The organism is Streptomyces sp. NPDC002698 (assembly GCF_042888945.1).
In the GTDB taxonomy this organism is placed as follows: domain Bacteria; phylum Actinomycetota; class Actinomycetes; order Streptomycetales; family Streptomycetaceae; genus Streptomyces.
Map to the genome: position 1 here is coordinate 55,009 of NZ_JBIAQM010000033.1, position 17,604 is coordinate 72,612.

The 17,604-nt window shown below is 71.8% G+C and carries 19 protein-coding genes and 1 tRNA gene; 9 read left to right on the forward strand and 11 right to left on the reverse strand.

Annotated features, from left to right (window positions below; translation table 11 throughout):
* Positions 1–7: 7 nt before the first annotated feature.
* Genes ACFYW9_RS32435 through ACFYW9_RS32445 form a run of 3 tightly spaced genes read right to left on the reverse strand, consistent with a single transcriptional unit; the run spans position 8 to position 1,498 of the window.
* Positions 8–532 carry an FHA domain-containing protein gene (locus tag ACFYW9_RS32435; RefSeq protein ID WP_328450436.1) on the reverse strand — a complete coding sequence of 175 codons (525 nt, stop codon included), beginning with the start codon at positions 530–532 and terminating at the stop codon, positions 8–10.
* A 10-nt stretch (positions 533–542) separates the two neighbouring features.
* Positions 543–1,385 (reverse strand): DUF3662 and FHA domain-containing protein, encoded by an 843-nt coding sequence (locus tag ACFYW9_RS32440; protein ID WP_351874394.1) that lies wholly within the window; start codon positions 1,383–1,385, stop codon positions 543–545.
* Entirely contained in the window at positions 1,373–1,498 is a 126-nt protein-coding gene (locus tag ACFYW9_RS32445; protein WP_362393720.1) for a hypothetical protein, read from the reverse strand. The genes ACFYW9_RS32440 and ACFYW9_RS32445 overlap by 13 nt, the downstream gene beginning before the upstream one ends.
* A gap of 494 nt (positions 1,499–1,992) precedes the next feature.
* On the opposite strand from ACFYW9_RS32445, the gene ACFYW9_RS32450 reads away from it, so the two are divergent.
* Together ACFYW9_RS32450 and ACFYW9_RS32455 are read left to right on the forward strand one after the other, a co-directional pair.
* Positions 1,993–2,079 (forward strand) — tRNA-Leu (locus ACFYW9_RS32450).
* A gap of 155 nt (positions 2,080–2,234) precedes the next feature.
* Positions 2,235–2,411 (forward strand): hypothetical protein, encoded by a 177-nt coding sequence (locus tag ACFYW9_RS32455; RefSeq protein WP_389157953.1) that lies wholly within the window; start codon positions 2,235–2,237, stop codon positions 2,409–2,411.
* Here ACFYW9_RS32455 and ACFYW9_RS32460 read toward each other — a convergent pair whose 3' ends face one another.
* Positions 2,412–3,065, reverse strand: coding sequence for an NAD(P)H-dependent oxidoreductase (locus ACFYW9_RS32460; RefSeq protein ID WP_351874392.1), 654 nt, complete (start codon positions 3,063–3,065; stop codon positions 2,412–2,414).
* Between the two features lie 207 nt (positions 3,066–3,272).
* Here ACFYW9_RS32460 and ACFYW9_RS32465 point away from each other — a divergent pair, with 207 nt between their 5' ends.
* The 4 genes from ACFYW9_RS32465 (at position 3,273) to ACFYW9_RS32480 (ending at position 7,198) form a co-directional block, all read left to right on the forward strand.
* Positions 3,273–3,656, forward strand: coding sequence for a helix-turn-helix domain-containing protein (locus tag ACFYW9_RS32465; RefSeq protein ID WP_351874389.1), 384 nt, complete (start codon positions 3,273–3,275; stop codon positions 3,654–3,656).
* A 371-nt stretch (positions 3,657–4,027) separates the two neighbouring features.
* Positions 4,028–5,593 carry a DUF2252 domain-containing protein gene (locus ACFYW9_RS32470; protein ID WP_389157957.1) on the forward strand — a complete coding sequence of 522 codons (1,566 nt, stop codon included), beginning with the start codon at positions 4,028–4,030 and terminating at the stop codon, positions 5,591–5,593.
* A 243-nt stretch (positions 5,594–5,836) separates the two neighbouring features.
* Entirely contained in the window at positions 5,837–6,817 is a 981-nt protein-coding gene (locus ACFYW9_RS32475) for a hypothetical protein (protein WP_389157960.1), read from the forward strand.
* A gap of 33 nt (positions 6,818–6,850) precedes the next feature.
* A complete protein-coding gene (locus ACFYW9_RS32480) occupies positions 6,851–7,198 on the forward strand; it encodes a rhodanese-like domain-containing protein (RefSeq protein ID WP_328450424.1) in 348 nt (115 codons plus the stop codon).
* Positions 7,199–7,372: 174 nt separating this feature from the next.
* Here the strand turns inward: ACFYW9_RS32480 and ACFYW9_RS32485 are convergent, their stop codons facing one another.
* From ACFYW9_RS32485 to paaA, 6 genes are all read right to left on the reverse strand, one after another.
* A complete protein-coding gene (locus ACFYW9_RS32485; RefSeq protein ID WP_389157963.1) occupies positions 7,373–8,506 on the reverse strand; it encodes an acyl-CoA dehydrogenase family protein in 1,134 nt (377 codons plus the stop codon).
* Positions 8,507–8,625: 119 nt separating this feature from the next.
* Positions 8,626–9,690 carry a 2Fe-2S iron-sulfur cluster-binding protein gene (locus ACFYW9_RS32490; protein ID WP_389157966.1) on the reverse strand — a complete coding sequence of 355 codons (1,065 nt, stop codon included), beginning with the start codon at positions 9,688–9,690 and terminating at the stop codon, positions 8,626–8,628.
* Positions 9,690–10,223, reverse strand: coding sequence for a 1,2-phenylacetyl-CoA epoxidase subunit PaaD (gene paaD / locus ACFYW9_RS32495; RefSeq protein WP_351874376.1), 534 nt, complete (start codon positions 10,221–10,223; stop codon positions 9,690–9,692). Before paaD ends, ACFYW9_RS32490 begins: the two co-directional genes overlap by 1 nt.
* Positions 10,217–10,936, reverse strand: a complete 720-nt coding sequence (paaC, locus tag ACFYW9_RS32500) for a 1,2-phenylacetyl-CoA epoxidase subunit PaaC (protein ID WP_389157970.1) — start codon at positions 10,934–10,936, stop codon at positions 10,217–10,219. Before paaC ends, paaD begins: the two co-directional genes overlap by 7 nt.
* Positions 10,933–11,220: a 1,2-phenylacetyl-CoA epoxidase subunit PaaB gene (gene paaB, locus ACFYW9_RS32505; RefSeq protein ID WP_164372737.1), complete on the reverse strand. Its 288-nt coding sequence runs from the start codon at positions 11,218–11,220 to the stop codon at positions 10,933–10,935. The genes paaC and paaB overlap by 4 nt, the downstream gene beginning before the upstream one ends.
* Positions 11,217–12,257 carry a 1,2-phenylacetyl-CoA epoxidase subunit PaaA gene (paaA, locus tag ACFYW9_RS32510; RefSeq protein WP_328450412.1) on the reverse strand — a complete coding sequence of 347 codons (1,041 nt, stop codon included), beginning with the start codon at positions 12,255–12,257 and terminating at the stop codon, positions 11,217–11,219. Before paaA ends, paaB begins: the two co-directional genes overlap by 4 nt.
* Positions 12,258–12,519: 262 nt before the next feature.
* On the opposite strand from paaA, the gene ACFYW9_RS32515 reads away from it, so the two are divergent.
* Genes ACFYW9_RS32515 through ACFYW9_RS32525 form a run of 3 tightly spaced genes read left to right on the forward strand, consistent with a single transcriptional unit; the run spans position 12,520 to position 15,739 of the window.
* Positions 12,520–13,764, forward strand: coding sequence for a DUF5819 family protein (locus tag ACFYW9_RS32515; RefSeq protein WP_389157975.1), 1,245 nt, complete (start codon positions 12,520–12,522; stop codon positions 13,762–13,764).
* The gene (locus ACFYW9_RS32520) at positions 13,761–14,993 is read left to right on the forward strand and encodes an HTTM domain-containing protein (RefSeq protein WP_389157977.1); all 1,233 of its coding nucleotides are present in this window, start codon (positions 13,761–13,763) and stop codon (positions 14,991–14,993) included. The genes ACFYW9_RS32515 and ACFYW9_RS32520 overlap by 4 nt, the downstream gene beginning before the upstream one ends.
* Positions 14,990–15,739 (forward strand): TrmH family RNA methyltransferase, encoded by a 750-nt coding sequence (locus ACFYW9_RS32525; protein ID WP_389157980.1) that lies wholly within the window; start codon positions 14,990–14,992, stop codon positions 15,737–15,739. Before ACFYW9_RS32520 ends, ACFYW9_RS32525 begins: the two co-directional genes overlap by 4 nt.
* A gap of 51 nt (positions 15,740–15,790) precedes the next feature.
* Here the strand turns inward: ACFYW9_RS32525 and paaN are convergent, their stop codons facing one another.
* Complete coding sequence (gene paaN / locus ACFYW9_RS32530) at positions 15,791–17,503, reverse strand: phenylacetic acid degradation protein PaaN (protein ID WP_389157983.1); 1,713 nt, start codon at positions 17,501–17,503, stop codon at positions 15,791–15,793.
* Positions 17,504–17,604 lie beyond the last annotated feature (101 nt).

Sequence of the window (17,604 nt, forward strand, 5' to 3'; positions counted from 1 at the left end):
TGTCGTACTACTTCCGCAGCTCGATGACGGTCTTGCCGATGCGGATCGGCGCGCCCAGCGGAACGGGCGTCGGGGTCGTCAGCCGGTTCCGGTCGAGATACGTGCCATTGGTGGAGCCGAGGTCCTCGACGATCCACTGGCCGTCCCGGTCGGGGTAGATCCTGGCATGCCGGCTGGACGCGTAGTCGTCGTCCAGCACGATGGTGCTGTCGTGCGCCCGGCCCAGGGTGATGGTCTGCCCCTGAAGCGCGACGGTGGTGCCCGTGAGGGTGCCCTCCGAGACGACCAGCTTGGATGGTGCGCCGCGACGCTGCCGCCCGCCGCCGGCGGCGGGCGCCTGCTGCTGGCGCTGCTGCGGAGGCGCGGCTTGCCGCGCGGCCTGCTGAGGCCTCGCAGCCTCCCTGCGGGAGCCGCGCTGTGTGACGCGCGTTCCGAACAGGTCGCTGCGGATGACCTGCACGGCCACGATCACGAACAGCCACAGTACGGCCAGGAAACCCAGCCGCATGACCGTGAGGGTCAGCTCTGACATTGCCCCCGCTTCACCCTTCGGCTTGCCGGTAAATGATGGTGGTGCTGCCCACGACGATCCGCGAGCCGTCGCGGAGCGTAGCGCGGGTTGTGTGCTGCCCGTCCACCACGATGCCGTTGGTGGACCCGAGATCCTGGATCGTCGAGGGCGTTCCGGTCCGGATCTCACAGTGCCGGCGCGATACGCCGGGGTCGTCGATCCGCACGTCGGCTTCAGTGCTGCGGCCCAGCACCAGCGTCGGGCGGGAGATCTGATGGCGTGCGCCATTGATCTCGACCCAATGCCGCATACGGCCACCCGCCGCCGGGCCGGCCGGGGGCCGGGCACCCACGGGTGCCATGCCCGGACGGCCGCCGGGCGGCGGTGCGGACGGCATGGGGGGAGCGGCCGACGGCGGGTAGCCGTAGCCGCCCTGGGCTCCGCGGGGAGCCGCCGGGGAGGGGCTCGCGGGAGCGCGCTCGGGGGACTGCTGGTTGGTGGAGGAGGCGAGCGTACGACTGCGCACCCGGTACAGACCGGTGTCGAGGTCGTCGGCCTTCTCCAGGTGGACCTTGATGGGTCCCATGAAGGCGTAGCGCTGCTGCTTGGCGTAGTCGCGGACCATGCCCGCGAGCTCGTCGCCGAGTTGGCCGGAGTAAGGGCTGAGACGCTCGAAGTCCGGCGTGCTCAGCTCGACGATGAAGTCGTTCGGGACGACGGTCCGGTCGCGGTTCCAGATCGTGGCGTTGTTGTCGCACTCGCGCTGGAGCGCTCCGGCGATCTCCACGGGCTGGACCTCGGACTTGAACACCTTGGCGAAGGTGCCGTTGACCAGACCTTCGAGACGCTGCTCGAACTTCTTCAGGACTCCCATGGGGCACCTCCTCCGTCGTTGCCGTCCTGGTACAGCTTGCTGTCGTCTTTCCGGCCCTGCTGGACCAGCCGGCCTACCCGGCCTTGCTGGTACTGCTTACTGATCGTATCCACGCGTCGGGAAATCGGCTGGTTCCCCCTGTCGGCACGGTCGACGGGTTGTCGACACCTTCCGAAGTCCCCTCCCGAAGTTCCCTGAGAGGCCCCTCTTCGAACTCTTCCCGGCACTGCTTCTGCCATGGATCGTAGAGGCGCTCCCCGACCAGTGTCCCGCACCTGACTGTGCGGTCCGTCCGACTCCTGGAGAGATGCGCCGGACCGGTACGAGGTTGATACGTGAACCGGTTCTGTCTGAAACGTGTGACGCCTGCCGGGGCGCTGGTGAGGAGGCGGCCGGCGCGGGACGCGGAGCCGCTCGGGCCGGGAGGCCGGGCGGGGCAAGGGCACCGGGCCTGTGGGGTCATGGAGGGCCGGGCGCGTGGGGGCGGCGGTGCGCGGGCGCGGGGGCCTGGGGAAAGGGATGTGATTCCACCCCTGACAGCGTGCTAATCTTCTGCATGTCGGAAGGCGCCCGCGGAGCAAAGCGGGAGACGGAAGACACACCCAATGCGCGGGTGGCGGAATAGGCAGACGCGCTGGATTCAGGTTCCAGTGCCCGAAAGGGCGTGGGGGTTCAACTCCCCCCTCGCGCACCAGCTGAAAGCCCCTCAGGTCCTCGACCTGAGGGGCTTTCACGTTGTCCGGGGTGCCTCCCGCCGCGCTTCCCCGAATCGCGCGCGATGTCGCGCGACGGGTGGTGCCGCTCGTCACGGGTCGCGCGGGCGTCCGGAGGGCGCCGTGAAGTGTGACGATGCTCTCACGCGGGCGGCGGGGAGTCGGCGGGGCGGCGACCGGTGAACGGGCGTTCGCGGACCCGGAGGACCCGGAGGACCCGGAGGACCCGGAGGACCCGGAGGACCCGGAGGACCCGGAGGACCCGGAGGACCCGGAGGACCCGGAGGACCCGGAGGGGGGCCGGGTGCCCTGATCAGGCGGCGACGCCGGCCGCGACCTTCTTGGCCCGGGCGGCGGCCTCGTCGAGGGCCTTGCTCCGGGACGCCTCGAAGAGCGGGACCAGGTCGGACATCGCCGGGTTGTGCGGGGCCATGGTGAGCTCCGGGACGATGAATTCGACGTCGAGGGCGAGCATGTCGCCCAGCACGGCCTTCAGGTAGTTCTGCACGTACTCGAAGCCCTCGCGCGGAGTGCCCGGCGCGTACGAGCCGCCGCGGCTGGCGACGACGGTGACCGGGGTGCCCTTGGCCTTCGCGTCCTCCGTCATGGCGGTGCGCCCGATGAGGATGACGTTGTCCAGCCAGGCCTTGAGGGTCGAGGGGATGGAGAAGTTGTACATGGGGGCGCCGATCAGGATCGCGTCCGCGTTCTCCACCTCCTCGATCAGCTTCAGGCGTGCGGCGAAGGCCTCGGCCTGTCCGGGGGTGTGCGTTTCCGGGGCGGCGAAGCCGGCGGCGTGGGCATCGGCCGTGATGTGCGGCACAGGGTGTGCGGCGAGGTCGCGGTGGACGACCGTTCCGGTGGGGTGCTGTTCCTCCCAGGCCGCGCGGAAGGCGTCCGCGACGGCACGCGAGACGGAGGTGCCGTTCGGGGAGGCGGACGAGTCGATGTGGAGGAGGGTGGCCATGGTGATCTCCAGGTAAAAGGGATATATGGGGTGAGCGGGTGTGCGGTCGTGCGGGCCGGGTTCCGGGCGGGGGTCGCCGGCCGGATCGGGGCAGGGCTGTCGCGGGGAAACCGAGTCGCCGGTTGGCTTCTCTTTCGTGCCTAACTAGAGATAACACAGTCACTTACTTTTTTTCATCTCCTTGTGGGGACGCAGTATCCTGGGCTCATGGCAGTACCGGGAAGCCACGACGCGGGGCCGTGCCAGAAGGTCGACGACGGCATGACCCGTGTCTTCACGCTGCTCGGAAAACGATGGACGGGTCTCGTCGTCGCGGTCCTGATGCCGCACCCCGTCCACTTCGCCGATCTGCGCAGAGCGATCCCCGGCATCAGCGAGCGGATGCTCTCGGACCGGCTCACCGAACTCGGCGCGGCCGGCCTGGTCGTGCGCAACGTCGACGAGGGTCCGCCGCTGCGTGTCTGCTACGCCCTGACGGAGGCGGGCGCGGCGCTGGAACCGGCCCTCAAGGAGCTGGGGTCCTGGGCGGAGAGGTACCTGCCGGAGGGCGGGCCCTGCCAGGAGCGGCCGCGGCAGCGGACCGGGCTGTGACGCGACGTGCCCGAGCCGGTCTTCGCGCCGCTGAAGTACCGAGTCCTTGCGCCTGAGCGGGTCTTCGCGTCGCTGACGTGACGGAGCCGTTCACGGTGCCGAGCCTGTCGTGGGGTGCCGCCTATGTGCCCGAGCCGCTTGCCGCACCGAGTCGCCTGCTGTGCCGGGCCGCCTGCTGTGCCGCGCCCGCCGTGCCCTGCCACTGCCGCGCTCGGGACGTTCGTGGTGCCGTCGGTGCGACGCCGCCGGTCCAACGGTGCGCGGCCGCTTTCCCGGGTGCCGGTGGAGTTGTCCACAGGGTCTGACGCGTTTTCCCGGCCGGCTGTACGGTCAGCACGAGTTGATGTTCGTGCGCGGGGGAGGCGGTCGTGATGGCCGAGGTCGGTACAGCGGGGGCGGAGCGGCAGACGGCGCCGGCGGGAAGGGCCGGGCAGGTCGAGCAGACCGGCCCGGTGCGTCACGACAGCGGTGGCGGGCCGGGCGGGAGCGCGTCCGTGCCGGAGCCCGGGCGGCGGCTGTCGCCCGAGGGCGGGCAGACGGCCGGGGCGTTCGGGGCGCGGGGCTTCGCGGTTCCGGGGTTCGCCGCCTGGCCGGTGAAGGACTCGCCCAAGGAAGAGGGGAAGGCCCTGCGCGGGCGGGTCCCGCGCGCGACGCACGCCGAGCTGCTGGTGGACGCCGACCGGCCGGACGCCGTGACCGCGGTCGAGGAGTCCAACCGGGGCCGTATCCCCGGGCTCACCCCGATCCGGGTCGGCAGGATGGCCGCCACCCCCTTCGCGTTCCTGCGCGGCAGCGCCGGCCTCATGGCGTACGACCTCGCGCGCACGCCGATGACCGGCATCAGCGCCCAGATCTGCGGCGACGCCCACGCGGCGAACTTCGGCCTGTACGGGGACGCGCGCGGCGGCCTGGTCATCGATCTGAACGACTTCGATGAGACGGTGCACGGTCCCTGGGAATGGGACCTCAAGCGGCTCGCCACCTCGCTCGTGCTCGCGGGCCGGGAGGCCGGTGCCGACGAGGACACCTGCCGTGATGCCGCGCGCGGCTGTGTGGGCGCGTACCGCCGCACCATGCGCCTGCTGGCCAGACTGCCGGCGCTGGACGCCTGGAACGCCATCGCGGACGAGGAACTCGTCTCGCACGCCGACGCCCATGACCTGCTCGGCACCCTGGAGCGGGTCTCCGAGAAGGCGCGGGCCAACACCAGTGGACGGTTCGCCGCCAGATCGACCGAGGCCGTGGACGGCGGTGGCCGTCGCTTCGTCGACGCGGCACCCGTGCTGCGCCGCGTTCCCGACGCGGAGGCGGCCGCGGTCGCGGCGTCCCTGGAGCACTATCTGACGACGGTCTCCGAGGACCGCCTCCCCCTCCTCGCCCGCTACGCGGTGCACGACGTCGCCTTCCGCGTCGTCGGCACCGGCAGCGTCGGCACCCGCTCGTACGTCGTGCTGCTCCTGGACCACCGCGGCGAAGCCCTGGTCCTCCAGGTCAAGGAGGCCCGTGCCTCGGCGCTGCTCCCGCACCTGGCGACCATCGGCCATCCGATGCCGGAGGTGGCCCACGAGGGCCGCCGTGTCGTCCTCGGCCAGAAGCGCATGCAGGTGGTCAGCGACATCCTTCTCGGCTGGACCTCGGTCGACGGTCTCCCCTACCAGGTCCGCCAGTTCCGCAACCGCAAGGGCAGTGTCGACCCCGCCGCGCTGGCCGCCGACCACGTCGACGACTACGGCCGCATGACCGGTGCCCTGCTGGCGCGCGCCCACAGCCACAGCGCGGACCCGCGCCTGATAGCCGGGTACTGCGGCAAGAACGATGAGCTGGACGAGGCCGTCGCCTCCTTCGCCGTCGCCTACGCGGACCGCACGGAGGCGGACCACGCGGCCCTGACGGCGGCGGTCCGAAGCGGACGGATCGCCTCTGAACCGGGGGTGTGACGGCGGAGAGCCGCTGCCGGTGCCGGCCGCTGCAGCCCCCACTGTCGGCCGCTGCTGCCCACCGCCGTCGGCCGCTGCTGCGGCCCGCTCCTGCCGAAGTCGGCCGGTGCCGCTGTCGCCGCCTGTTCCGGGGGTCGGGATGATCGGGGTGGTTGGGGTCATTGGGGTCGTTGTGGCCGGTCAGGTGGCTGTAGGGGCGGGGAAGACAGTGAGCCCCGGGGAAGTGTGGCCTACGCTGGTCGGGTGACGACCCCGGAAGCCGATCAGAGCCAGTCCGAGCCCGCCTTCGAGGGGGGCCGGGAACACGCCGGTGCCCCGGAAGACCGGACTCCCCACGCCTCCCGGACGGAGGGGCAGGACGAGGGGCAGTCCCAGGAGCAGGGCGAGGGGCGGCCCGAGGCTCGGGCCGATGACGGCCAGAGCCCGGCTCAGGGTGCGGACGACCGGCCCGAGGCGCGCCTGGAGCGGGCCGTGCGGGCGGCCGAGCAGGCGTTGATCGAGTTCGAGATCGCGGTGGAGACCTTCCGCGTCGAGGTCGACAATTTCTCCCGGCTGCATCACCAGAAGCTCGGTCCCATGTACTCCCGGCTCGACGAACTGGACGCCCAGATCGCCGAGGCGCGTGCCGCGCTCACGGGTGACCCCGAGGACATATTCAAGGCGCACGAGGCACGGGCGCGGGTCATGCCCATGCCCGGTGTCGAGGAGCTGTTCCACGGCTGGATGGACTCGGACGGGCTGTTTCCCGAGGCTGTGGCCATGCTCACGGACCAGCCCGTACGGCCTCCGCAGCGCGTGCGTCCGAGCGAGGAGGCCCGCAAGCTCTTCCGCGAGCTGGTCCGCAAGGCCCACCCGGATCTCGCGCAGGACGACAACGAGCGCAAGCGGCGTGACGAGTTCATCGCCCGCGTGAACACCGCGTACGCCAGGGGCGACGAGGCGTTGCTGCGGGAGCTGGCCGCGGAGTGGGCCGCCGGTCCCGCGCCCGAGGAGTGGAAGCCGAGCCGCAGCGAGGAGCTCTACGCCCGGCTCGAATGGCTCTCCCAGCGCAAGGAGATGCTCACCCTCGTCGCGCGCGAGCTGGAGGAGAGCGCCATCGGCGCCATGCTCAAGATGGCCCCGGAAGACCCGGACCGTCTCCTGGAGGAGATCGCCGAACAACTGCTGACGCAGGTCGGTGAGCGTGAGCACGAGCTGGCGACGCTGATCGCCCAGGCTCCCTGAGGTTCGTCGGCGCGGTCGGGTAGCGTCGGAGGCATGAGTTTCGGAGCTGGTGTGCCCACGGTCGGGGTCGACAATCTCGCGGTCGACGACTTCCTGCTGGACGTCCGGGAGGACGACGAGTGGGAGGCGGGCCACGCCCAGGGGGCACTGCACATCCCCATGAGCGACTTCGTCGCCCGGTTCGGCGAGCTGACCGAGGCCGCCCCGCAGGACGGCCGGGTCAACGTGATCTGCCGCTCCGGCGGCCGTTCGGCCCAGGTCACCATGTATCTGGTCCAGCAGGGCATCGACGCCGCGAACGTCGAGGGCGGCATGCAGATCTGGGAGGCCGCCGGCCGCCCGGTCGTGAACGGCAAGGGCGAGCCCGGCTTCGTTCTGTAGCCCGGGCCCGTCCGCCCCGGGGAACGCCGGGGAATGTCTGCGGTCCGGGTCCGCACACCCGGGGAGGCCGGGGAATGTCTGCGGTCCCGGCCCGCCCATCCCGGAGGAAAGCAGGGGGAGCCTCTGCGGCCCGGGCCCGTCCACCTCGGGGGGATGCCCGGAGGCTGGGGCCTGTCAGCCGAGGGGATGCGCTGCCAGCAGGTCTCCCAGGGCTTCCTCGTGTGCCGCCGCCGGGCCGAGCGACAGTTCCAGCTGCTTGGCCCAGGCGTGGTACCGGTGCAGCGCGTACTCGGTGTCGGCGCCGAATCCTCCGTGCAGATGCTGCGCGGTCTGCACGACCCGGCGTACCCCTTCGGACGCCCAGATCTTGGCGACGGCCACATCACCGCCGGCCGGGAGCGCGCCGTCGGCGCCCGTGCTGATCCGCCACGCGGCCTGCCAGAGCGTCGCCTCCATCGCGCGCAGGTCGATGTAGCGGTCGGCGGCCTGGACGGCGACCGCCTGGAACGTGGCGACGGGGAACCCGAACTGCTCCCGCTTGCTCGTGTACGCGCTCGTCATCCGGAGCACTTCCTCTCCGAGCCCGAGGGCCAGCGCACAGGTGCCGGTGGTCAGCAGGTCGCGCAGCCACTCCCAGGCCCCCGGCGCGTCGATGACATCCCGGGCGGCGATCCGCGCGGACCGCAACCGCAGTTCGCCGAGCCGTTCACCGGTCGTGGAGATCTGCTCGGCGAGAACGGCCCCTTCGTGGTCGCGGGGAACCAGCGCGAGGACGGTCCGGTCGGCGTCCGTATGCGCGGGCACGACGACGAGGTCGGCGTCGCAGGCCCAGGGGACCGCCGTCTGCACACCGTCCAGAACCCACCCCGCGCCGTCCCGCCGTGCGGTCACGGCGCGTTCGGCCGGGTCGTGCCCGGTCCTGCCGTTGGCGGCGACGGTCAGCACGAGTTCGCCCCGGCCGGCCCGCGCAGGCAGCTCCGCCCTCGACTCCTCGTCGCCGTAGCGTCGTACGGCCGCCGCCGCCGCGCTGTTCTCCAGCAGCGGTACCCGTGCCAGCACCTTCGCCGACTCCCGCAGCACCAGGCAGAGCGCGATCGCGTCGAGGCCCGCCCCGCCGGCCTCCGCGTCGAGCAGCAGGCTCAGCAGGTCCGCGTCGGCGAGCCTCGCCCACAGGGGCCGGTCGAAGTCCTCGGCGACGGCGCCCGCGGTGAGCGCGGGACTGGGCACCCCGTCGGGGGAGACCCCGGCGAACACCCCCCGCGCCGCCTCGGCCGCCGCCTGCTGCTCCTCGGTGAAGGTGAAGTCCACGATCCCGTCCTCCCGCGCACGCACCGGACCAATGACCAGACGGAAAGCCTGATCTGACGGTGCGTCAAGATAGAACAGGTTCTACGAGAAGGGAACGGCCGACGATCGGCCACTCCTTCTCAGCGGTCGAAGTCCAACTCGACCTTCTCCGTGGCGGGATGGGACTGGCAGGCCAGTACGTACCCGGCTTCGGTCTCCTCCGGTTCCAGCGCGAAGTTGCGGTCCATCCGCACCTCGCCCGAGACGAGGAACGCCCGGCAGGTGCCGCACACACCGCCCTTGCAGGCATAGGGCGCGTCCGGCCGGTTGCGCAGGACCGCGTCCAGCAGCGACTCGCCGTCCTGGACGGGCCAGGTGCCGCCGCGTCCGTCGAGCCGTGCGGTGACCGTGCTGTGCGCGGGTGCCGGTACGGCGGAAGGAGCCGTGGTGCCGGCGTCCACGTGGAAGATCTCCTCGTGGATGCGGGTCCGGGACACCCCGAGCCCGCGCAGCGCCCGCTCAGCGCCCTGGACGAGCCCCATCGGCCCGCACAGGAACCATCCCGCCACCCCGTCCACGGGCAGCAGCGCCGGAAGCAGCCCGGTCAGCCGCTCCTGGTCGAGCCTGCCGGACGGCAGCCCGGCCTGCTGCTCCTCCCGGGAGAGGACCGTCACCAGCTGGAACCGCTGCGGATAGCGGTCCTTGAGGTCGGCGACCTCCTCCAGGAACATCGTCGAGGCCGACGTACGGTCGCTGCGGATCAGGCAGAAGCGCGCGTCCGGCTCCCGCGCCAGCAGGGTCGAGGCGATCGACAGCACCGGGGTGATGCCGCTGCCGCCCACCACCGCCGCGTACAGGCCGGGCGTGGGTTCCAGGGTGAAGCGTCCCGCCGGGATCATCACCTCCACCTCGTCGCCGACGGCGATCTCCTTGAGCGCGTACGTCGAGAACGCGCCTCCGTCGACCAGGCGCACTCCGACCTTCAGGGTGCGCGGCGCCTCGCCGTCGGGGGAGGGGGCCGCCGAGCAGATGGAGTACGTGCGGCGGATCTCCGCGCCGTCGACCGTGCGGCGCACGGCCAGGTGCTGGCCGGCGGCGTGCCGGTAGTCCTCGCGCAGTTCCGCGGGCACCGCGAGGGTCAGGGCCACGGAGTCGTCGGTGATCCGGTCGACCGCGGCCACCGTGAGCGGGTGGAAGCGGGCCATCACAGCTCCTTGAAGTGGTCGAACGGCTCGCGGCAGGACAGACAGCGGCGCAGCGCCTTGCACGCGGTGGAGGAGAAGCGGCTGAGCAGTTCGGTGTCGGCCGATCCGCAGGCCGGGCAGAGCACGGGCTCCGGCTCCGGTTCCGCGCCGGCCGTCCGGGTCGGTCCCAGGTCGAGGGCCACCGGCCCGGCGGGACGGCCGCCGCGTGGCGGTGCTATCCCGAACTCCCGCAGTTTGCGGCGGCCTTCGTCCGAGATGTCGTCGGTCGACCAGGCGGGGCTGAGCACCGTACGCACGGAGACCTCGCGTATGCCGTGCTCGTGGAGCACACGTTCGATGTCCATGGACATGGCCTCGACGGCCGGGCATCCGGTGTAGGTCGGGGTCAGCTCGACCTCGACGCTGTCCGTGCCGCGGACGTGGACGGCGCGCAGGACACCGAGGTCGTCCAGGGTGAGAACGGGCAGTTCGGGGTCGAGCACGGAGCCGGCCAGCCTGCGCAGTTCCTCCTCCAGGGCGGTGGTCGTCACCATGACGCCCCCGGGTGGCTGCGGTGCAGGTGCTGCATCTCGGCGAGCATCCGCCCGAAGGACTCGGTGTGCAGGCCCTGGCGTCCGGCGCCGGCCGTCCAGGCCCCGGTCTGCGGGCCTTCGGGGACCGTCAGCGTGGCCCGGCGCAGGATGCCTCCCACGGACTCCAGCCAGGCGGTCCGGAGCGCGTCCCGGTCGATGTCGACGCCGTCGACCGGCTGGAACATCTCGCCGGTGAAGCGCCACAGCGCCTGGCACGCCCGGCTCATCCGCTCGTGACTCTCGTCCGTGCCGTCGCCGAGGCGCAGCGTCCACTGCTCGGCGTGGTCCTGGTGGTAGGCGACCTCCTTGACGGCCTTGGCGGCCAGGGGAGCGAACTCGCTGTCCCCGGATGCCAGTTGTGCGTAGAGAAGCCGCTGGTACGTCGAGAAGTAGAGCTGTCGGGCGATGGTGTGCGCGAAGTCGCCGTTCGGCTGCTCGACGAGCTGGAGGTTGCGGAAGGCGCGCTCCTCGCGGAGATACGCCACCTCGTCCTCGTCACCGGCCATGGACAGCAGGACCCGGGCCTGGCCGAGCAGGTCCAGGGCGATGTTGGCCAGGGCGACCTCCTCTTCGAGGACGGGCGCGTGGCCGGCCCACTCCCCCAGCCGGTGCGAGAGCACCAGGGCGTCGTCGCCGAGGGCCAGGGCGGCCGCGGTGTTCACGGTGAGTGTCACAGGTGCTTCACCCCTTCCGGGATCTCGTAGAAGGTCGGGTGCCGGTAGGGCTTGTCGGCGGACGGCTCGAAGAAGGGGTCCTTCTCGTCGGGCGAGGAGGCCGTGACGGCGGCGGACGGGACGACCCAGATCGAGACGCCCTCGCCGCGGCGCGTGTACAGGTCGCGGGCGTTGCGCAGCGCCAGTTCGGCGTCCGGGGCGTGCAGGCTGCCGGCGTGGGTGTGCGAGAGCCCGCGGCGCGAGCGCACGAAGACCTCCCACAGCGGCCAGTCGGTGTTCGTCATGCTCGGGTCGCTCCTGTCTCGCCGGTCGTGCTCGCGGAGCCGCCGGTCCCGCTCGTGTGCTTGTCGGCGTACGCCGCGGCCGCCTCCCGTACCCACGCGCCCTCCTCGTGGGCCCGCCGGCGCTGGGTGATCCGCTGGTCGTTGCACGGGCCGTTGCCCTTGAGGACCTCCCAGAACTCCGTCCAGTCGATGGCGCCGAAGTCGTGGTGGCCTCGCTCCTCGTTCCACACGAGGTCGGGGTCGGGCAGGGTCAGGCCGAGGGACTCGGCCTGGGGGACGGCGATGTCGACGAAGCGCTGGCGCAGCTCGTCGTTCGAATGCCGCTTGATCTTCCACGCCATCGACTGGGCGGAGTGCGAGGACTCGTCGTCGGGCGGGCCGAACATCATCAGGGAGGGCCACCACCAGCGGTCGACCGCGTCCTGCGCCATCGCGTGCTGCTCGGGGGTGCCCTGGCTCAGGGCCAGCAGCAGTTCGTACCCCTGGCGCTGGTGGAAGGACTCCTCCTTGCACACGCGGACCATGGCGCGCGCGTACGGGCCGTACGAGCAGCGGCACAGGGGGACCTGGTTGGTGATCGCCGCGCCGTCCACGAGCCAGCCGATGGCGCCGACGTCCGCCCAGGTCAGCGTCGGGTAGTTGAAGATCGACGAGTACTTCTGGCGGCCGGAGTGCAGTTTGTCCAGCAGTTCGTCGCGGCCGACGCCGAGCGTCTCGGCCGCGCTGTACAGGTACAGCCCGTGTCCCGCCTCGTCCTGAACCTTCGCCATCAGGATCGCCTTGCGGCGCAGCGAGGGCGCGCGCGTGATCCAGTTGGCCTCCGGCTGCATGCCGATGATCTCGGAGTGGGCGTGCTGCGCGATCTGGCGGACCAGGGTGGAGCGGTAGGCGTCCGGCATCCAGTCGCGGGGCTCGATGCGTTCGTCGGCCGCCACCGCGGCGTCGAAGACGACCTCGTACGCCGCTGTGCGCGCCGCCTCGTCGGCGGCTTCGTCCGCTTGTGTGCGGGCCGTGTGGTGCGCTGATGCTGTCGCCATGCGGTCCCCCTCGACCTCTCACTCCCGACCGACCGATCGTTCGGTCCATTCGCAACAATGGTCGGCCGAGCGCCGTACGGTGTCAACCGCTGTGGATAACCTCATGCACGCCGGCGTGGCCGTTGTGACCCGTGGGACTGTGCCGGAGGGCCGGCTCTGAGTACGGTTCGCCTGCGAGCGTCGTGCCGCGGTACGACGTGGCGGTACGGTGCCCGCAGTCCGGCGGCCGGACGTCGGATCCGGGATCGTGAATCGGGGCGGGATGGACGCGAGGGACGAGGGCTCTGAGCGGGAGCCGGGGTCGGTCGCGCCCGAAGGGGGCGCGACCGGCGGTGTCACCGGCGGTACACCGCTGCCCGGCCCGCGGCCGGCCGGCGAGTCCGTGACCGGCGAGCGCCTCGCCGACGCTCCGCCGAGCGGGGCGGAGGCTCCCTCGGAGTCCGGGGACGGGGCGCCCGGGACCACCGGAGCCGAGGCGGTGCCTGGCCCGGAGCCCGAGGCGACCGGGCCCGACGCGGGCTCAGCCGAAGACGACGCGGGCGCACCCGAGGACGACGCGGGCACGTCCGCGGAGTCCGGGAGCCTGGGATCCGAGGCCGCCGCTCCCCGGGAGTTCGAGCGGGGCGCGGGCGAGACGGTGTTTCCCCGGGAGTCCGAGCGGACCGAATCCGAGGCCGCCGCTTCCGAGGAGTCCGAGCCGGGCCGATCCGAGGCGGTGCTGTCCCGGGAGTCCGAGCGGGGCGCTCTCTCCGGGGGGGCTTCTTCGGGCTTCGCCGGGGCCGGGTCCGGCGCGTCGGCCTTCCCCGGGAGTCCCGAAGCGGCCGGCTGTCCGGAAGCCGGGGCTCCCGTGGGCCTCGCGGCCCTGTCCCTGCGCCATCAGATCGCCGCCGCCCTCGCCCTGGCCGTCGTCGCCGTCGTCGCCTGTACGCATCTCGGCATGGTCTTCCTGCACGTCGCGCCCTCGAACACGGTGACGAAGCAGCACGGCCGCGCGATCGACGACTGGATCTACCCCGAGTTCGAGCAGAACTGGAAGCTCTTCGCCCCCAACCCGTTGCAGCAGGACATCACGGTCCAGGTCCGCGCCCTGGTCCGCACGGAGGACGGCACCAGCCGCGAGACCGGCTGGTACGACCTGTCCGCGCTCGACGGCCTGGCCATCGACGGGAATCCGGTGCCGAGCCACACCCAGCAGAACGAACTGCGCCGCGCCTGGGACTTCTACCTCGGTACGCACGACGGCGAGAACCGCCCCGTGGGCCTGCGCGGCGACCTCTCGGAGCGCTATCTGCGCCGTATCGGCGTGCTGCGTCTGGACCGTGAGCGTGCGGGCGGCGAGGGCGCTGTCGTCGAACGCGTCCAGTTCCGCTCCCTCACCACCGACGTGCCGCCTCCACGGTGGAGCGGCGAGAAGGTGTCCGACCGGCCCGTCGTCCGGGAGCTGCCCTGGTGGGCCGTTCCCGGGAGCGACCGCGCGGACGGGCTGACGGAGGCGAGTGCCCGATGAACCGATTCGCTCCGACGGTCGCGCGCGGCATCGCCCGGGTGACCGAGTCCGCCCTCGGCCCGTACCAGAGCGCCGTGATCCGCATCGGCTTCGCCGCCACCTGGCTGTTGTTCCTGCTGCGCGAGTACCCCCACCGTCAGGAGATGTACGGGCCCGACGCGCCCTGGAGCTGGGACCTCGCCCGGCAGCTCGTGGCGAGCAACCACGCCTTCACGGTCCTGCTGTGGTCCGACAGCCAGGTGTGGTTCGAGACGGTCTACGCCGTCGCCGTGCTCTCCGGCGCCCTGCTGCTGGCGGGGTGGCGGACCCGCGCGGTGTCCGTGGTCTTCATGATCGGCGTGCTGTCCCTGCAGAACCGCAGTGTCTTCATCGGGGACGGCGGGGATAACGTCCTCCACCTGATGGCGATCTACCTGGTGTTCACCCGCTGCGCCCAGGTGTGGTCCCTCGACGCACGGCGGGACCGTCTCGCCCGCGAGGCGTACGCGCGGGGCGAGTGGCCCGAGCCCGGCCGAGCGGGCCCCGTGCTGTGGGCGGGGCTCGGGATCGCGCTGGCGGTGGCGACGGGCGCGGGACGGATCGACGGGGGTGCCCTGGGCGGCTGGCTCACGGTCTTCTGGGGGCTGTGGGCGGTGCAGGCCCTGTGGTGGGCCGTCGGCCGTTTCGCCCGCACCGCTGAGCCGCGCGTCCTGCTGGACGTCGTCGCCAACCTCGTCCACAACGCCGCTCTGATGATCATCATGGCCGAGGCGTGTCTGATCTACGCGACCGCGGGCTGGTACAAGATCCAGGGATCGCGCTGGCAGGACGGCACCGCCGTCTACTACCCGCTCCACCTGGAGTCCTTCTCCCCGTGGCCGGCGCTGTCCGACCTGATGTCCGCGCACGGGGCGATCGTCATGCTCGTGACGTACGGGACGGTCGTTGTGCAGGTCGCCTTCCCCTTCACCCTGTTCAACCGGCGGGTCAAGAACGTGCTGCTGGCGGTCATGATGACCGAGCACGCGGTGATCGCCGTGGTCCTCGGGCTGCCGTTCTTCTCGCTCGCGATGATCGCCGCGGACGCCGTGTTCCTGCCCACGTCCTTCCTGCGGCGCCTGGGTGGACAGGCGGCACGCGCGCGTGACCGGCTGTTTCCCGGCAGGGGCCCTGCGGTGCCGGGACCCCGGGAGCCCGAACCGGGCGTTCGGGAGGAGCCCGGGCACACGCACGTAGGCTTCACCGCATGAACGACCCGGTACGTGTCTGGCGCCAGCTCCGCGACGACTCCGTCCTGCTCGACGGCTTCCACGCCCTCAAGCACGCGGTGCGCTTCGGAGCACGTGTCCCGGTCGCCGTCACGACCGACCGGCCGGCGGTCCTCGAACTGGCCGCCGAACTCGCCCCCGACGTACGCGCCGCTCTCGACGAGCTGCTGACCGAGGTCCCGGAGACGGCGTTCACAGCCCTCGTGGCGCGACCGCATCCCACCTCGGTGGCGGCCCTCGCCGTACGGCCCTCCCGTGCCGCCAACCTGGAGGGGCTGGCCCGCACGCCGCGCACCGCGCCCGTGGTCGTCCTCGACAATCCGCGCAACCTCGGCAACGCGGGGGCGGTGATCCGGCTCGCGGCGGGCTTCGGCGCGACCGGGGTGGTCACGACGGGCACGCTCGACCCCTGGCACCCCACGGTCGTACGCGGCGGGGCCGGCCTGCACTTCGCGACCGCCGTGGAGCGGCTGGCGGTGGACGAACTGCCGGCAGGCCCGTTGTTCGCGCTCGACCCCGAGGGCGAGGACATCCGAGGGACGAAGCTCCCCGACGACGCCCTGCTCGCCTTCGGCTCGGAGCGCAGCGGGCTGTCCGCCGAACTGCGCTCCCGGGCCGACCACCTGGTCTCGCTGCCGATGCGCCCCCAGGTCTCCAGCTACAACCTCGCGACCAGTGTGGCCATGACGCTGTTCCACTGGAGCGCCACCGGGGACGCACCGGCCTAGCCAGGGCCCCTCCGGCGGATCATGCCGGAGACGCCTGAAGGGCTTCGGGGCTCACGCCTCCCGGCGTACCTCGACCACCCGGAAGCGGTTCGCCACGAACGCCCCGTCGCACAGCGCCGCGTTGGCCGCGGCGTTGCCGCCCGAGCCGTGGAAGTCCGAGAACGCGGCCGTCTGGTTGACGTAGACCCCGCCCGTGAGGTTCAGGGAGAGCTGGGCGCACTCCTCCAGACAGGCCTCCTGCACCTCGCGCTCGAACGCCTCGTCGGTGGTGTACGCGCCGACGGTCATCGCGCCCTTGTCCCGGGTGGTGCGCCGCAGAAGCTCCACGGCCTCGGCCGCCGAGTCGACCGCGACGGCGAAGGAGACCGGACCGAAGCACTCGCTCAGGTAGGCGGCCTCGTCGTCGCTCCCGGCGTTCTCCCAGTACTTGCGCGCGCCGTCGAGCTTCACGATCAGCGGTGAGCGCACGACGGCACCCGGGAACTCGGGGTTGTCGATCTGCCGTGAGGGCAGGGCCACCTCGCCGAGTCCGGCGGCGGCCTCCAGCCGGGCCTTCACGTCCGGGTTCACGATGGCGCCGAGCAGCGCGTTCGCGCGGGCGTCGTCGCCGAGGAGTCCGCCGACCGACTTCGCGATGTCGGCCACCACCTCGTCGTAGGACTTGTGGCCCTCGTCCGTGGAGATGCCCTCGCGCGGGATCAGCAGGTTCTGCGGGGTGGTGCACATCTGGCCGCTGTAGAGCGACAGGGAGAACGCCAGGTTGGACAGCATCCCCTTGTAGTCGGCGGCCGACTCCACGATCACCGTGTTGACGCCGGCCTTCTCGGTGTAGACCTGCGCCTGGCGGGCGTTGGCCTCCAGCCAGTCGCCGAAGGCGGTGGAGCCCGTGTAGTCGATGATGCGGATCTCGGGGCGGATGGCCAGCGTCTTCGCGATGCCCTCGCCGGGACGCTCGGCGGCCAGCGCCACCAGGTTCGGGTCGAAGCCCGCCTCGGCGAGCACCTCGCGTGCGACCTGCACGGTCAGCGCGAGGGGGAGCACCGCGCGCGGGTGGGGCTTCACCAGGACGGCGTTGCCCGTGGCCAGCGAGGCGAACAGGCCCGGATAGCCGTTCCACGTCGGGAAGGTGTTGCAGCCGATCATCAGCGCGATGCCGCGCGGGACGGGCGTGAACTGCTTGGTGAGCACGAGCGGGTCGCGCTTGCCCTGGGGCTTGCTCCACTCCGCGGTGTCGGGGGTGCGGACCTGCTCCACATAGGCGTAGGCCACCGCCTCCAGACCGCGGTCCTGCGCGTGCGGGCCGCCCGCCTGGAACGCCATCATGAAGGCCTGGCCGCTGGTGTGCATGACCGCGTGCGCGAACTCGTGGGTGCGGTCGCTGATCCGCTTGAGGATCTCCAGACAGACCACCGCGCGGATCTCGGCGCCCGCGTCGCGCCAGGCGCGCTGCCCCGCGCGCATGGCGGGCAGCAGCGTGTCGATGTCCGCGTGCGGGTACGTGACGCCCAGCTCGATGCCGTACGGCGACACCTCGCCCCCGACCCAGTCGTCCGTGCCGGGCTGACCCAGGTCGAGGCGGTTGCCCAGCAGGGCGTCGAAGGCGGCTTTGCCCTCGGCCATGCCCAGGCTGCCGTGCTCGCCGTACGCCTTGGGGTGCTCGGGATGCGGGGACCAGTACGCGCGCGTGCGGATCGCTTCCAGCGCCTGATCCAGGGTGGGCCGGTGCTGGGAGATCAACTGGTGCGCGGTGAGTTCGGCGGCCATCAGGGACCAACTCCTCGTCTCAAGAGCTCCTCGTCGAGCTCGCGAGCTGGGCAGGAAGGGACAGTCAGAGTTAGAGTAACCGAACGATCGGTCGGGACAAG

What these genes read in the sequence shown, in the direction of transcription:
- ACFYW9_RS32435 (WP_328450436.1), bottom strand. Translation starts at nt 532, where the DNA reads ATGTCAGAGCTGACCCTCACGGTCATGCGGCTGGGTTTCCTGGCCGTA.
- ACFYW9_RS32440 (WP_351874394.1), bottom strand. Translation starts at nt 1,385, where the DNA reads ATGGGAGTCCTGAAGAAGTTCGAGCAGCGTCTCGAAGGTCTGGTCAAC.
- ACFYW9_RS32455 (WP_389157953.1), top strand. Translation starts at nt 2,235, where the DNA reads ATGCTCTCACGCGGGCGGCGGGGAGTCGGCGGGGCGGCGACCGGTGAA.
- ACFYW9_RS32460 (WP_351874392.1), bottom strand. Translation starts at nt 3,065, where the DNA reads ATGGCCACCCTCCTCCACATCGACTCGTCCGCCTCCCCGAACGGCACC.
- ACFYW9_RS32465 (WP_351874389.1), top strand. Translation starts at nt 3,273, where the DNA reads ATGGCAGTACCGGGAAGCCACGACGCGGGGCCGTGCCAGAAGGTCGAC.
- ACFYW9_RS32470 (WP_389157957.1), top strand. Translation starts at nt 4,028, where the DNA reads ATGGCCGAGGTCGGTACAGCGGGGGCGGAGCGGCAGACGGCGCCGGCG.
- ACFYW9_RS32480 (WP_328450424.1), top strand. Translation starts at nt 6,851, where the DNA reads ATGAGTTTCGGAGCTGGTGTGCCCACGGTCGGGGTCGACAATCTCGCG.
- ACFYW9_RS32490 (WP_389157966.1), bottom strand. Translation starts at nt 9,690, where the DNA reads ATGGCCCGCTTCCACCCGCTCACGGTGGCCGCGGTCGACCGGATCACC.
- paaD (WP_351874376.1), bottom strand. Translation starts at nt 10,223, where the DNA reads ATGGTGACGACCACCGCCCTGGAGGAGGAACTGCGCAGGCTGGCCGGC.
- paaB (WP_164372737.1), bottom strand. Translation starts at nt 11,220, where the DNA reads ATGACGAACACCGACTGGCCGCTGTGGGAGGTCTTCGTGCGCTCGCGC.
- paaA (WP_328450412.1), bottom strand. Translation starts at nt 12,257, where the DNA reads ATGGCGACAGCATCAGCGCACCACACGGCCCGCACACAAGCGGACGAA.
- ACFYW9_RS32515 (WP_389157975.1), top strand. Translation starts at nt 12,520, where the DNA reads ATGGACGCGAGGGACGAGGGCTCTGAGCGGGAGCCGGGGTCGGTCGCG.
- ACFYW9_RS32520 (WP_389157977.1), top strand. Translation starts at nt 13,761, where the DNA reads ATGAACCGATTCGCTCCGACGGTCGCGCGCGGCATCGCCCGGGTGACC.
- ACFYW9_RS32525 (WP_389157980.1), top strand. Translation starts at nt 14,990, where the DNA reads ATGAACGACCCGGTACGTGTCTGGCGCCAGCTCCGCGACGACTCCGTC.
- paaN (WP_389157983.1), bottom strand. Translation starts at nt 17,503, where the DNA reads ATGGCCGCCGAACTCACCGCGCACCAGTTGATCTCCCAGCACCGGCCC.